We start from the raw sequence: 14,375 nt of genomic DNA, 5'->3' as shown, positions 1-14,375 counted from the left end.
ACCTTTCTGTTCAGGCTACCTGGACAACGAGATTGCCATATGTATCCACGGTGGCGTCGTGGCCCTTCTTGAGGTAGGCGGTGAAGGTTTCGGCATCGACGATGCACGGCCCTGCAAGTTGTGCGCCAGCGCCAAGTCCTGCCAGCTCGTAGACCGGCAGCTCCTCTTTCGCCTTGATTTCATGGCTGTAAACATCGCGGAAGCCCTTCGGCTGAACCGCGCCGGCCTGATTATGCAGAGTATGGCTGAGCCAAACGTCCTGACCGGTACGCTTTCCAATTGCACGCAATTTCCAGGCTGTGAACTCGACAACATCACCATCCGCACGGATGGAATAGATGCGTTCATGCATTTTGTGGAATGCTTCAACGAACTCTGTCAATTGCGCCTGCGTGACGTGACCATTTTCAGGGGTAAATGGAACTTCAATTTCGAAGGACTGATACTCGTACCGTCCCATGAAACTGAACTCGAAACGCCGGTTCTCTGGTGTAACCCCTGCCTCATCAAGGAACCCGTCGCCAGATTCCAAGAGCCGCGACAGAATTGCGTTGACACCATCAGGGTCGAAGCGTTCGCTCGATGTGAGGAGAACGCCGGTATCCTCGCGACGGATGTCCGAGATCAGGCCACCAAAAGCCGACAATCCGGCCATAAAACGAGGGATCATATAGCGTTTCAGACCGAGAATATCGGCCATTTCCGCGATATGGATGGCCGTTGCACCGCCGCCACAGACGAAGAAGCTATCACGCGGGTTAAGTCCCTCGCGCACAGTGATTTCTTCGATTGCGGCCACCATGTTGTGGTTTGAGGTTGTATAGACGGCGTAGGCAGCTTCCTCATTGGAGACTCCGAGCTCCGCTGCAACTTTCGATAAAGCCTTTTCGGCCAAATCCTTTCGGAGCTGCATTTTGCCGCCCAGAAAATAGTCTGGATCGACAATCCCCAGCACAACATTGGCATCGGTAACAGTCGGCAGTTCACCTCCCTTGTTATAGCAGGCCGGGCCCGGACGGGCACCTGCACTATGCGGTCCTACATGCAAGAGGCCGCCAGCATCAACCGAGGCGATCGATCCACCGCCCGCACCAACGGAACGCACGTCAACCTTGGGAATGCCGAGGCTGTCATGATGGATCATGCTGTCAGGCGTGACAATGATCTGATGGTTGCGCAAAGCGGAGACATCGAATGTCGTACCGCCCATATCACCAACAATAATGTCCGGTTCGTCAGAAAGGGCAAGCGCTGCCATGGGAGCAAGCGTTGGACCTGACATGACCGAGTAGATCGGTTTCCGGATCATTTCCGCCACCGGCATCATGCCGCCAACACAATTTGCCAACAACAGCTCCCCGCCGAAACTGGTTTCGTCGAGAGCAAGCCGCAGTTTTTCGATATAGCGTTTGACGATCGGGTTGATCGAAGCATCGATCGCTGCAGCGATGATGCGCTTGTACTCGCGCGGCATCGGATTGATTTCATGGCTGAGCGTGATGGCTACACCGGGCAGCTTCTCTTCCAGTATCTGGCGTATTTCCAGTTCGTGCTCCGGATTGACCACGGACCAAAGCAGGCCCACGGCAATGGCTTCAACACCCAGTTTCCCAAAGTCTTCCGCTGCTTTGATCACGTCATCATGATCGAGCGCTGTGACTACACGTCCGCGCGCATCAATGCGTTCACTGACAGTTCGCGTCAGGTGACGTGGCACGTAGGCCTCGGGATAATCCAGCCGCCACTGAAATGCACCTTTGCGCGGACCTTCACGCAGAACAAGCACATCCTGGTGGCCCTCGGTAACGATCAGTCCAACCTTGACGGTCTTGCGCTCTACCAGTGCATTGGTCGAAACGGTCGAACCGTGCACAATAAGGTCGACTTGCCGGAAGAAGGCATCCGGGGTCAGATCATATCCTTCGGCAGCAACATGGAGGACATTGATAAAACCCTTCTCGAACTCGCCCGGTGTCGTCGGCGATTTAAAAATGGAGATTTCACCTTTTTCATTCGAAACAAGGCAGTCCGTGAAGGTGCCACCAATATCGATGCAAACCTGATATGTCATTTGATCCTCAAGATATCACTTTTGGGTTCGATAAATGAACGGCGAAGCCGCCCTCAATGCGAATACGAAAGCCCTGGGCTAACGCTGTGTCTGCATCTGCACGATCACCAGGGAAACGATGATGATGAGGCCAAGGAATATCTGCTGAAGATAACCGTCGACCTGAATGAGGTTCATGCCGTTGGATAGAACAGTGATGAACAGTGCTCCGATCAGCGCTGCGGTGACGCCTCCCTCGCCACCTGTCAGACGCACGCCGCCAACGACTGCCGCCGCGATGGATTCCAGTGTGAGATTTCCGCCGAGATTGGGTTCCCCGGAGCCGGTGCGCGCAGTCAACATGACAGCTCCGATGGCCGTCAGCAGCCCGCAAATAGTGTAGGCGAGAATAACGGCAGGCGTGCCCCGAATACCGGCCGCCCGTGCAGCCTTGGGGTTCGCGCCGATGATATAGAGGCTACGACCGAATTTGGTGGCGGTCAGAACAAAGCCAAGCACAATAAAAACCAGTGCAAGCACCCAGATCGGCGCGGACAGGCCAAGCAATTTTCCTTGCGATAGCACGGCATTGAAGACTGGAGGCAAACCTGTGATCGGAAAGCCACCGCTGACAGTCGAAGCGAGAGCCAGGATGATATTGGCCATACCTAGTGTCACCACCAGGGCATTGAGCTGGAACCCGGCAATGAGCACTCCGTTCGTCAGTCCTATCGCCGCACCGATAAGAAGCGCTGCTCCCATACCGAGCAGTACAGACGAACCGTCTCCGCCGTTGACCATGACCATGGCTGAAACCACGCTGATCAATGAAATATTGAAGCCAAGTGAAAGATCGAAGCCGCGTGTCAGAATGACGAATGTTTGAGCCATGGCAAAGATCGCGAGAAAACTGGCCTGCACAATGATGTTCTGGATATTGCCTGGCGACCAGACGCGCGGTTCAACCAAGCCGAACAGCAGGAGGGTCGCAAGAATGGCGATAGGCAGAATCAGACTGGTAACGCGATGCGAGATCGACGTGGTTCTTTTGACGATTGGCCGGGAATTTGTGGTGTCGGACATGGTCATCTCCTCACCTGAAGCAAACGTTCGATCCCCAAAGCGATGATCAGAACCGCTCCCAGCATCAAGGTCTGAAATTTGCTGTCTATCTGAAGCAGGTTCATCGCATTGCCGATCACCGTGAGAAAAAGCGCCGCTAGAACAACGAGTTCCGCTCGCCCTACCCCACCGCGCAGTGACACGCCTCCGATCACAGCCGCAGCGATTGTTTCCATGGCAAGCGTGCTACCGATTGTGGCTTGCCCCGAACCCAGTCGAGCCGTCATCAGAAAGCCAGTCAGAGCAGCCAGAACGCTGGCGAGCACATAGGTGGAAACAATCACACGCTTTACTTTGATACCCGAAAGAAGCGCCGAACGAGGATCGCTGCCAACTGCATAGACGTGACGTCCGAATGCAGTATGACGTTGCATCACAACACAGAATACCGCGACGGCGAGAACAATGATCATGATCACCGGAATGTTCATAACCTGATTTCGACCAACGCCTTTGATGTATCCATCGAATACGCCATAAACTGGAATACCTTGCGTTAAATACAGCGCAATGCCCATGATGATGGAGGTCACAGCCAGCGTCACCATGAATGGCGAAATGTTGAAAGTCGCAACAAGCGCACCATTGATCAGTCCCACCATTCCACCAAGTGCGAGAACAGCCAGAAGTGCTAACAATGTTACGTAGAGTTCCATTCCCGGGAACATGGGCCCCACGACAAGCATGACGGTCGCTGTGATCAGCGTTCCTCCTGCGACGACAGCACCAACCGAGAGGTCGAAGCCGCCGATGGTCATGACCAGCATCTGGGCCAGAGCGGGCAGCGCCAGGAATGAGAAGTTCCTCATGACATTGATCAGATTGAGCCGGTTCAAAAAGCTCGGCGCTATCAGGGAGGTAATGATCAGGGATAATGCCAGGAACGTAAACACGATACCGCCACTGGCGATAAATCGCTGGAGAAAATGCGGCCCACTTTGAAGGGCAGCTTGTCGGGCGACGGTGTCCGTCATGCTATCAGTTCCTTCCCGGCGCTTTCCCCAAAATAGTGAGACAATACGCTCGCTTCGGATTTTTCATTTTCCTGGATTTCCGCCATGATCCGGCCTTCATGCATGACGTAGATACGCGTCGACAGATTGATCAGCTCAGGCAATTCCGAAGTGGAGACAATGACGCATGCTCCGCTCTCTACGAGACGCTTGATGTATCGGTAGACATCGGCCTTGGCGCCCACATCGATTCCGACGGTAGGTTCATCAAAAATATAGACGTCGAAGTCCTTCATGAGGCCGCGCGCCAGCATGATTTTCTGTTGGTTGCCGCCTGAAAATGCTCGAGCGCGTCTTTCGGGATCAAAGGGGCTAAGCGCCAGTTCCTTCAGTGGGCCAGCGACCACTGACGCTTCCTTCCTGTGTTTGAAGAACGGGCCGAAAGAAAGACCTGGCAGATCTAATCCGGCCATGGTCACGTTTTCGCGGGCGGGTCGGATCAAAGCCAGTCCTTCCTCGCCCCGATCTGCAGGGAAATAGCAAAGATGATTGTTCAACATGACAGGAGGCGTTGGACGATCGACCACCTTCCCGTGAAGTTCAACGCGTCCTGAAGATATCGTTTCGAGGCCGAAGATCGCGCGGCACAATTCCGAACGACCACAACCGACCAGACCGGCAAGGCCCACAACCTCGCCCGCACGTGCATAAATGCTGGCATCGATGACAGTGCCATTTTCAACTGAAAGCCTGTCGATCTTCAGCGCAACTTTGGCTGGACTGGTCGTGATCCCTGGAAACAGTTCCGAGACCGGGCGTCCGATCATCATCTCGATCAGACCTTCATCGCTGATCTCACCGGTATTGACAGTTCCGATAAATTTACCACCACGAAGAACTGTCACGCGATCAGAGAGATTACGCAGCTCCGCCATACGGTGGGATACATAGATGATACCAACACCCTTTTTCTTCAACCGCCGGATGGTGCTGAACAGTTTTTCCGCTTCGCCATCGGTAAGAGATGCTGTCGGTTCATCGAGGATTAGAATTTTCGGTTCAAGCCGAAGGGCCTTGGCAATCTCGATCATTTGCCGCTGAGCGCGCGAAAGATGTCCGACCATTGCATCGAGCGGAACATTAAACTCCAGTTCGTCCAGCAATCGCTGCGCTTCGGCTCGCATGGCGGCCTTCTTGAGGAACAACCTGCCGCGCTTCTCGCGCGCTAAAAACAGATTCTCGAGTACCGTCAAATCGGGAACGAGGCTGAACTCTTGAAACACTGACGCGATACCGAGCTTACGTGCAAGTGCGGGGTTCATTTTATTGTAAGTCTTTCCGTTGACCGTCAGCTCTCCTGCCGACGGCTCGAACGTTCCAGCGATCAAATTGATGAGTGTCGACTTACCCGCACCATTCTCACCCAGAAGCGCATGGACTTCGCCTGGCTTCAGATGCAGCTCAACGTTGCTTAACGCGGCAATGTTGCGGAAATTCTTTGTCAACCCTTTGATATGAAGCATGTTCATTTCCGATCAATGATCCCGCCCGGCCTCTTTCGAGGCCAGACGACGTCGCATTTTTGAAAGGCGAAACTGCCATAACGCAGCCTACTTGGCGTTGACCGAGAATACGGGCCGCGTATTGGCTGGGGCGAAGATCTGCGTCGTATCGAAACCATCGATATTGTCCTTCGTGACAATACCGGGAGAAACGAGCAGCACCTTTTCATGTGGTTTCTTTTCAAGGGAACGGACCGCAAGATCAACGCCAATTCGCCCCATCATGACAGGATACTCGGTGGCGAAGGCAACGACTTTCCCGCTCTTGACTGAATCCAGCATCGTCTGGTTTTCATAAGAAGATACGATCATCACATCGTCGCGTCCTGCATCTTCCACTGCACCAATCGCGGCTTCCGCGGTTGGCGCTCCGCCCCAGATGACGTTCATATCCGGATAGGTCTGCAATGCATCTTCTACAAGACGTAACTGTGCTGGAACGCTGGCTTCACCAAACTGTTCAGCCAAGAGTTTGATAGTGCCTTCTTTGACGGAATCTCGGAAGCCGCTCATATAGGTTTCCGCCCATCCAGAACCCTGGGGGCCCGGAAATCCGACCGCTTTGCCTTCCTTGTCGCCAAGAAGTTTCTTGGCGTACTCGCCAGTTTGATAGCCCTTCTGATAGAAATCCGGTGTGACACGGGCGGTAATCGGCGTTTCGAGAATGGGGTTCGCCACAGCGATATTAACGATACCCTTATTCATGCCTTCAGTGATCTTCGCAGCAACGCCCGCTTCCGAGATTGGCGAAATCAAAATGGCATCTGCGCCGGCCGCAACGCAATCGTCATATTGTGAGATCTGCTTGGGAAGCGATGTGTAGCCGCCAGCCTGATAGATAGTCAGATTGACACCCAGACGCTTGGCTTCCTCCACCATGCCATAGTTGACCGACACCCAGTAACCATCCTGAATATGAGGATAGAGAACGCAAAGGTTCCATGGCTTCTCTGCTTTTTCCAGCGGCGTATATTCAATCTCGGAGACCGACTTCAGGTCACCGTCCTTCGCGGACTGGATCTTGAAGGGCCACCATTTTCCGGATCCGTCTGCAGCAAGTGCGGCTGCCGAAAACGACACAGCCAGCGCCAGTATGGACGAGCCTACAGCATATTTCAGATTCATAACGAGACGAGCTCCCATTTTGCCCTCTGCGGTTGGATTTTGAGGCGATTTTGCCTTCTTTTATTCGTTAACGCTTATATAGAATGGCCATTCTGTCAAGCGATTGGATACATGATGTTATTTTATTTTAGAAAACAGGCCATATATGCGAGTTATAAGCCATCAATGTATCCAATCAATTTCCCTGCGTTTTCCCACCGGCCTATTTTGACCTGGTGCGCTATCGCGGTTTATTGGCTTCGAGCACGACCAATTGTGATCAGTGTTTCATCCAGCGACTTCCTGGTCGCTACGATGACATCGTCAACTTGTGCTGGCGTGATGATCATGGGCGGGCAGAAGGCAATCGCATCCGCCATGTTGCGCGTGATGACGCCATTGCCGAACATCGCCGCATTGGCAAGTCCGCCAAGCGTACCAACTTTTTCGTGCGGAGCCTTGGTTAGCTTGTCGCCAACCAGTTCAAGTGCGCCAATCAAGCCAACGCCGCGCACTTCGCCTACCAGCGGGTGATCGGCAAGCTCACGCAGGCGTTTTTGCATATAGGCGCCCGTTTCACGCGCATTCGTAACAAGATCCCGCTCTTCGATGATCTTGAGATTTTCGACCGCAACAGCAGCTGCAACAGGATGCCCTGACCCCGTGTATCCATGACCGAATACACCTAGACGTGCGCTTTCATCAGCCACCGGCTGATAGACACGGTCATTGAACATGAAGGCTGATATCGGCAGATACGACGACGAAATCTGCTTGGACAGCGTCATGATATCCGGCTTCATGTTGAATGTCTGCGAACCGAACATATTGCCCGTACGGCCAAAACCGCAGATCACTTCGTCCGCGATCAGCAGAATGTCGTACTTCTGAAGGACGGCCTGGATTTTTTCCCAGTAACCCTCCGGCGGAACGACGACGCCGCCTGCGCCCATGACGGGCTCACCGATAAAGGCCGCAACCGTTTCTGGCCCTTCGGCAAGGATCATGTCATCCAGTTCCCTGGCAAGACGCGTGGTAAATTCATCGACCGTCTCGTCAGGCAGTGCGTCACGGTAATAGTGCGGGCAAGTCGTGTGCAGGAAGCCGGGAAGCGGCAGACTGAAGGAGTTGTGATTGACCGGTAGGCCAGTAGCGCTGGCCGATGCAATCGTCACACCATGATAGCCGCGCTTGCGACCGATAATTTTGGTACGCTGTGGCTGACCCATGGCGTTGGCGCGGAACCATAACATCTTGATGATGGTATCGTTGGCTTCGGAGCCGGAATTAGTGAAATAAACCTTGCTCATTGGAACTGGCGCAATACTGATCAGCTTTTCAGCCAGTTCGATAACGGGCGGATGGGAACGGTGCGTGAAAGTGTGCGAGTAAGGCAGCTTCAGCATCTGCTTGTGCGCTGCATCGGCCAAACGCTTTTCCGAAAACCCGACTCCGACGCTCCACAGGCCGGCCATCGCCTCGATATAACGCTTACCGTTATTGTCTTCAACGTAAATGCCATCACCCTTTTCAATTACCACCGGGCCGATTTCTTCGTGACGGCGCGCATTGGTGTTGGAATGAAAGTGATAGGCGATATCGCGAGCTTCTACGGAATTGGGCTGTCTTGTCATGTGAATTCCCCTCTTAGTACCGGTCGACCGGCAATAGCGACCTCTTGTTTCCTGACGCAGCCCATGGCAGCGGTAATTATGCTGTCGCCACGCGAAATCGTGGGGGCGGATCGTCCTTTGAAAAGGAAGCTACAGACAACTTCGGCACCATGCAACATATTTGATGCATCATACTACAAATATGATAATGGTTATGCCGGGACATTAGTGGAGAGCGCGCATGCACAATATTGCTGAACTGCAGACCCTGGTGCACGAGAACCTGGGTGACGTCGTCTATCGCAAGCTCTCGGAAGCATTGATGCGCGGCAAATTTGCTCCTGGTACGCGGCTGACCATTCGCGAGCTGGCGGCTTCGTTGGGCACATCGGTCACGCCGGTTCGCGATGCTCTGCTACGGCTTATTCAGGACAACGCCCTCATCCAGAAAACACCGCGTGATGTGCGCGTTCCAATTCTGACGCCGGATCGGTATTGCGAGATACGGGACATTCGCGTGCGTTTGGAAGGACTGGCGGTCAGCCGGGCCGCTGTTGCGGCAACGCCGGAAGACATTGCCCGGCTCTGGGCCATTATTAACGACAATGAGATCGCTATCAACGAGCAACGCTGGGAAGATGCTCTTGAGTGCAACCAGATTTTCCATTCTGCTTTTGCAGAAATAGCACGCATGCCATCGCTGGTTACAATCCTTGGAACGCTCTGGCTTCAGATGGGTCCGTTGATTGCAGGTATATATGAACACGGGGGCCGTCTCATGATTGACGACCACTATATCGTCATGAAAGCAATTGAAGCGCGTGATGGAGAAGCTGCCGAGGCAGCACTTTCCAAGGATATCCTGGATGCCAGCGAACTTATTCTCGAAAGAATTGCCGTCCTTTTAAAGGAGTAGACCCGCTATGTCATTAGCGTTGCGTGAATAGGCCATCTCCCTGCAACAATCGGGAAAACTGGACTGAAAGCGGTACGCGGACACGGCCCTGATAGCGCTGTCCACACAATCTATCGCCGCCATAGCGAAGCGGTTCTGACCACGTGCCGGCAGGCGGTAACGCTTCGATCTTGCCATTGACAACCCGCCGCTTTCGGACCGTCGGGTCCGACGGGATATATCGTTCGCCTGGCCTGCGGCTGCACGATAACATTATGGCATGTGAGGGTCCCTCCCCTGGCTGCCCAGTGCACGGATGGAGCGGTATCCAAACACCGTGATAGCTAAACCAGTCAACGCTATGAGGGTAAAGCAAGCTCCAGCGCTTATCGCATCGCTGCATTGTATGCCCGGGCAGCGATTATTGGCATCGGAAAAGGCCACTAACGCTAACAGCCCAAAAGCAGCCATTGTAACAGTGCTCACGGTCGTGACTACAACCCAGACAATCCTCATTTTTCTCCTTCATTAAAACTATCGGGCTACGGGCATTCGTGCGACAGATTCCCTATGGCAAATATCGCCAAATAGCGATTGCCTTTTCACTACAACAATCCAGACGCTTTTCCGATGCTGAGACAGGCACAGCATAATTGCCTGTTCATATCATTCGAGTAGCTAGATGCCTTGTGCAATGTCTCGACCTGGTTTCGGTCAGGAAACCTTGAAGGTCCAACATTCGGGACTAGGCGAGGTCCAGCGTTGCCGGGGAACAAGGCGCCCTTCCCACCCGACGACCTGGCGTCAGGGGGGCAAGGGACAGCCGGCTTGATTGAAGTCGTTTGGTCGCGATGTCCGTTATCGTTTCTCAACCTGCAATGGCTGGATTGAGCCTCGAAAAACCCTCCTGTCGCCGATATGGCGAATAGGGATAGGGCGCAGTAACGGCACTCGCCGCATCGAGTTTGGTCACCTGTTCTGATGTCAGGCTCCAGCCAACAGCACCGAGGTTCTGATGAAGCTGTAATTCGTTGCGTGCCCCGATGATGACCGAGGAAACAGTTGGCCGTTGCAAAAGCCAATTGAGTGCCACCTGCGGGACGGTCTTGCCGGTCTCCGATGCGACATCATCGAGTGCATCGACAACCCGAAAGAGGTAATCGTCCTCAACCGGCGGACCAAAGCTCGCGGTTTCATGGAGACGGCTGCCTGCGGGCAACGCTGCCCCACGGCGGATTTTCCCGGTCAAACGTCCCCAGCCAAGTGGGCTCCAGACCATCGCACCAAGCCCCTGATCTGCGCCGAGCGGCATCAGATCCCACTCATAGTCACGACCGACGAGGGAGTAGTAGACCTGATTGGTGACGTAGCGGGGCCAGCCATATCGATCGGCGACAGCCAACGATTTCATCACCTGCCAGCCAGAGAAGTTCGAGATGCCGGTGTAGCGAACCTTGCCGGCACGCACGAGTGTGTCGAGCGTAGACAAGACTTCCTCAACCGGAGTGTAGGCATCGAAGGCGTGTAGCTGGAGGATATCGATATAATCTGTCTGGAGACGGCGCAGTGCATCCTCAACGGAGCGGATCAGTCGGAAATGGGACGAACCAGCATCGTTGGGACCGTCGCCCATGGGCAGGCTGGTCTTGGTCGAAATCAGGACCGCGTCGCGCCGTCCCTTGACGGCTTCCCCCAACACTTCTTCCGAAGCGCCATTCGAGTAGACGTCCGCCGTATCGAACAGATTGACACCTGCTTCGAGGCAGATGTCGACGAGGCGGCGTGCTTCTGTGGCATCTGAATTGCCCCAGTGGCTGAAGAGCGGACCGGAGCCACCGAAAGTGCCGGCTCCAAAGCTGAGAACTGGAACCTTGAGGCCGGATTTGCCGAGATAACGATAGTCCATGGGAATTTTCCTTATGAATCGGAAGGGAAATGATCAGCGGCCAAGCAAAGCATCGACGTCGATCGCCGCAGCCATAGCTTTGTAACCGGCATCGCCTGGATGAAGGTGATCGCCAGAATCCAGCTCGGCCTTCATGCGGGCCGGATTCGCGGGATCGCGCAGAACAGCGTCGAAATCCACGAAGTCATCAAAAGCGCCACTCTCACGGATCCACTGGTTCACTGTTTGCCGGATCCTGTCTTTCTCAGGTGAGTGGTGACCTTCGATTATCGAACCTTTCGCCACACCTTCATTGGGGGCGATCGTGCCAGCGATGATGCGGACATTGTTGGCGTGAGCCATTTCGATCAATTCGCGGTAGCCCTGAATGATGTCTTCAGCACTGACCATCTCCTCGTCCGGCGCAAAGCCGCCGCCGGGCCAACCGATGTCGTTAGTTCCGAACTTGACGATAACGGCCTTCACGCCCGGCTGCGCAAACACGTCGCGCGATGCGCGAACCAGTCCGGCGCGTCCCATTCCGTCTTTCAGCAGACGGCCACCGGAAATACCGGCATTGAGAACGCCGATACCGCTTCCCGCCAGTCGCTCGGCCAAAACATCCGGCCAACGGGTGTTGGCACCTGGAGTAGAGCCGTTCCCGTCCGTAAGCGAGTCACCGATTGCGACGATTGTGGTCGGCGCCTGTTCAGTTTCCACGATCAGTCCGCTGAAGAAAACGCGTGTACTGAATTGCGACGCGGTATCGGGCAAGCTCACGTCTCCAGTCATATTGCCGTTTACGAGATAGGCAGTATCGCGTGCATCAAAGTGGAAGCCGGCAGGCCAGGTGGTCTCTGGGAGGTAAAGCGATACCGCTACTTCAGCAAGGGCTGGCAGCGACAGGTTGACCGGATCGCTTATGATGCGTCCACCGGCGGGAATCACGACTTCAGGATTTCCACCGAAGTGCAACACGCGGTCCGTGCCAGCTATGATCGCCGAGCCCTTCTCATGGCGAGCCAGACGGGCCGCGCCGATGCGAAGTGGCGTAGCCCCATCTTCGTTGCTGATGACCACTCGCAGCTTGTTGCCACCGATGCTCAGTCGCGCCATCTGGCGGATGGTTTGCCGATAGTAGTGAGCGGGAACCCCGAGCGGGAGAACGAAATTGCCGTCCCATATCGGCTGCGTGGCCGACATCCAGCTTGGGCTCCAGAAATTGCCTGCCTGTGCAGCACTTGCGGTGGAAACCGCGATCGTGCCGGCAACGGCAAGGGCGATAGCGCCGTGATAAAGGATAGACCGCATGGAAGAGGTTTTCATGGTGATGTCCCTTGATAAAACATGTTTGGAAGGTTTGGGACGTAGCTCCGGATCGATGGATGGCGCGCGGGCCCTTTTCCCGTGCACATCCGGTGCCCGCGCCCTTTGCATCGCCGAAACCATCCGTGGCCGAAGCGATAACGTTCGGGATCGATGATTATGAAGCCGGCGGCGTTTGTTCGTCTGGCACCGCTTCAGCGAAGACTGCTTCGAGCAAAGGCCCGCCTGGTGCGCGGAAAAACAGTCGCCGCTCCTGAACGTCGGCCAGATCCATCGTGCTGTAACGTATGCCAACCCGTTCAAGTCTGGACCGGAAACCAGCATAGCCGCTCAGTTTGAACCCGACGTGGTCTATGGCCTCGGATGCGCAATCGAGATGATTGCCAAACGAGCCTATAATGTGAACAACCGGATGACCTTCGCTGTATAGCCAGCAACCGGGGATGCGCTGTAGCTGGCAAGGGCGCGGGCCCGGTACCATGTCGAAGACCTGGATAAAGAAATCGCGGGTGGCAGGAATGTTGCGGGTGCGGAGGGTGACGTGATCGAGTTGCATGTTCCGTCTCCTTTCGGAAACAGTTCTAACTCGTACATACATCACGTAGAATTGGTGATAAACTGAAATGATAATTCGGAGATCACGAATAATGATTCTGGACAATCTGGCACTGTTTTTACGCATTGTGGAAAAGGGCGGTCTCGCCGCTGCGGGACGTGAGATGGGCCTGGCGCCAGCGACAGTTACCGAGCGTCTGGCGGCGCTTGAAGCTTATTATGGTGCCACCCTGCTTACCCGCACGACGCGGGCGATCAGTCTGACAGAAGAAGGTCGGCATCTTGTTACTGGTGCCAGACGACTGCTCGCAGAGGCTGAAGAACTGGAAAGTCGCATCAGGCTGGGTGCAGAAACCATTTCTGGCCCAATTCGCCTGAGCGCTGCCGAGGATATTGGTCGAACCTATATCGTCCCGATTGTCGATGCATTCCTCCATGAGCACCCTAACGTTACGGTCGATCTCCAGCTGAGCGACGGTTATGTCGATCTCGTCGGCCAAGGGATCGACTTTGCGATCCGTCACGGTGTTATGGTCGACAGCTCGATGCGTAGCCGCTCTCTTGGCACAAACCGTCGACTGGTCTGCGCGTCTCCAGCGTACCTGAAAGAGAACGGCACGCCGCAACATCCCGATGATCTTGCCGCCCATGATTGTCTGGTCGTTCGTTTTGGTCAGGACCTTTACGCGGAGTGGCCATTCCGGATTGACGGTGAGGTCACCCGCGTGATGGTGCGCGGGCGGCGTGCTGCCAATGACGGCGGGCTTGTTCGGGAATGGTGCGTTGCCGGTAAAGGCATCGCCCTGAAGTCCTTGCTGGATGTCGAGCTGGATCTGGCCTCGGGCGCGCTTGTGGAAATACTGAAAGAGTTCTCACCCGGTAACACCGACCTGCGGATTGTCTATCCGGCAGGTTCCGTTCAACCACGCCGTGTTCGCCTTCTGATAGATAGGATTGCTGATGCACTGAAACGTGATCGATGATCGTCGACCTGCGGGACATCAATGGAGCGCTGAAACAACCTCAGTCTGGATCGACGATTGGCGGAACCGCAGAGAGGATGAGCCGTTGCGGTAACTGGCAACCCTGCCTGCCTGGCCGGTCAGGGCCGAAACTGTTCGGCAAAGCACCGGTCATTTCCAGCTTGTCCGGACGCCACGGCTGTATTGCTTTGGGCAAGCTGGTGATCGGGAGAGCTCAAACCAACGAAATCCCGAAGGCCCAGGTCCGCTTGACCTCGACATTTCGATTAGAGATGCAGCCAGAATCCTCCCCCTGCATGTCGGGGGAGGATTTTTGTGCCGGATAGC

The 14,375-nt window shown here is 54.9% G+C and carries 12 protein-coding genes; 3 read left to right on the top strand and 9 right to left on the bottom strand.

Translation table 11 applies throughout. The features are described from left to right. Positions 1-10: 10 nt before the first annotated feature. From AAE521_RS20785 to AAE521_RS20760, 6 genes are all read right to left on the bottom strand, one after another. The gene (locus AAE521_RS20785; protein WP_342062309.1) at positions 11-2,071 is read right to left on the bottom strand and encodes a hydantoinase/oxoprolinase family protein; all 2,061 of its coding nucleotides are present in this window, start codon (positions 2,069-2,071) and stop codon (positions 11-13) included. 78 nt (positions 2,072-2,149) lie between these two features. Then, positions 2,150-3,133: an ABC transporter permease gene (locus AAE521_RS20780; protein WP_342062308.1), complete on the bottom strand. Its 984-nt coding sequence runs from the start codon at positions 3,131-3,133 to the stop codon at positions 2,150-2,152. Positions 3,134-3,135: 2 nt separating this feature from the next. Beyond that, positions 3,136-4,146 carry an ABC transporter permease gene (locus tag AAE521_RS20775; RefSeq protein ID WP_342062307.1) on the bottom strand — a complete coding sequence of 337 codons (1,011 nt, stop codon included), beginning with the start codon at positions 4,144-4,146 and terminating at the stop codon, positions 3,136-3,138. Next, positions 4,143-5,648 (bottom strand): sugar ABC transporter ATP-binding protein, encoded by a 1,506-nt coding sequence (locus tag AAE521_RS20770; protein ID WP_342062306.1) that lies wholly within the window; start codon positions 5,646-5,648, stop codon positions 4,143-4,145. The genes AAE521_RS20775 and AAE521_RS20770 overlap by 4 nt, the downstream gene beginning before the upstream one ends. An 87-nt stretch (positions 5,649-5,735) precedes the next feature. Next, positions 5,736-6,812 (bottom strand): TMAO reductase system periplasmic protein TorT, encoded by a 1,077-nt coding sequence (torT, locus tag AAE521_RS20765; RefSeq protein WP_342062305.1) that lies wholly within the window; start codon positions 6,810-6,812, stop codon positions 5,736-5,738. 230 nt (positions 6,813-7,042) lie between these two features. Continuing rightward, positions 7,043-8,425, bottom strand: a complete 1,383-nt coding sequence (locus AAE521_RS20760) for an aspartate aminotransferase family protein (protein WP_342062304.1) — start codon at positions 8,423-8,425, stop codon at positions 7,043-7,045. Positions 8,426-8,645: 220 nt separating this feature from the next. Here AAE521_RS20760 and AAE521_RS20755 point away from each other — a divergent pair, with 220 nt between their 5' ends. Next, positions 8,646-9,320, top strand: coding sequence for a GntR family transcriptional regulator (locus AAE521_RS20755; protein WP_374865091.1), 675 nt, complete (start codon positions 8,646-8,648; stop codon positions 9,318-9,320). An 847-nt stretch (positions 9,321-10,167) separates the two neighbouring features. Here the strand turns inward: AAE521_RS20755 and AAE521_RS20750 are convergent. The 3 genes from AAE521_RS20750 to AAE521_RS20740 form a co-directional block, all read right to left on the bottom strand. Next, positions 10,168-11,205, bottom strand: a complete 1,038-nt coding sequence (locus AAE521_RS20750; protein ID WP_342062303.1) for an aldo/keto reductase — start codon at positions 11,203-11,205, stop codon at positions 10,168-10,170. Positions 11,206-11,238: 33 nt separating this feature from the next. Then, complete coding sequence (locus AAE521_RS20745; protein WP_342062302.1) at positions 11,239-12,510, bottom strand: SGNH/GDSL hydrolase family protein; 1,272 nt, start codon at positions 12,508-12,510, stop codon at positions 11,239-11,241. A 157-nt stretch (positions 12,511-12,667) separates the two neighbouring features. After that, on the bottom strand, positions 12,668-13,066 hold the full coding sequence (locus AAE521_RS20740) for a VOC family protein (protein ID WP_342062301.1): 399 nt from the start codon (positions 13,064-13,066) through the stop codon (positions 12,668-12,670). 91 nt (positions 13,067-13,157) lie between these two features. Between AAE521_RS20740 and AAE521_RS20735 the strand changes: the two genes are divergently transcribed. Beyond that, positions 13,158-14,048 (top strand): LysR family transcriptional regulator, encoded by an 891-nt coding sequence (locus AAE521_RS20735; RefSeq protein ID WP_342062300.1) that lies wholly within the window; start codon positions 13,158-13,160, stop codon positions 14,046-14,048. Continuing rightward, a complete protein-coding gene (locus tag AAE521_RS20730) occupies positions 14,045-14,374 on the top strand; it encodes a hypothetical protein (protein ID WP_342062299.1) in 330 nt (109 codons plus the stop codon). The genes AAE521_RS20735 and AAE521_RS20730 overlap by 4 nt, the downstream gene beginning before the upstream one ends. Position 14,375 lies beyond the last annotated feature (1 nt).

Source organism: Brucella cytisi, assembly GCF_038433355.1.
Taxonomy (GTDB): domain Bacteria; phylum Pseudomonadota; class Alphaproteobacteria; order Rhizobiales; family Rhizobiaceae; genus Brucella; species Brucella cytisi.
The sequence above is the reverse complement of the archived record's forward strand: the minus strand, read 5'-3'. Positions and strand labels throughout refer to the sequence as shown.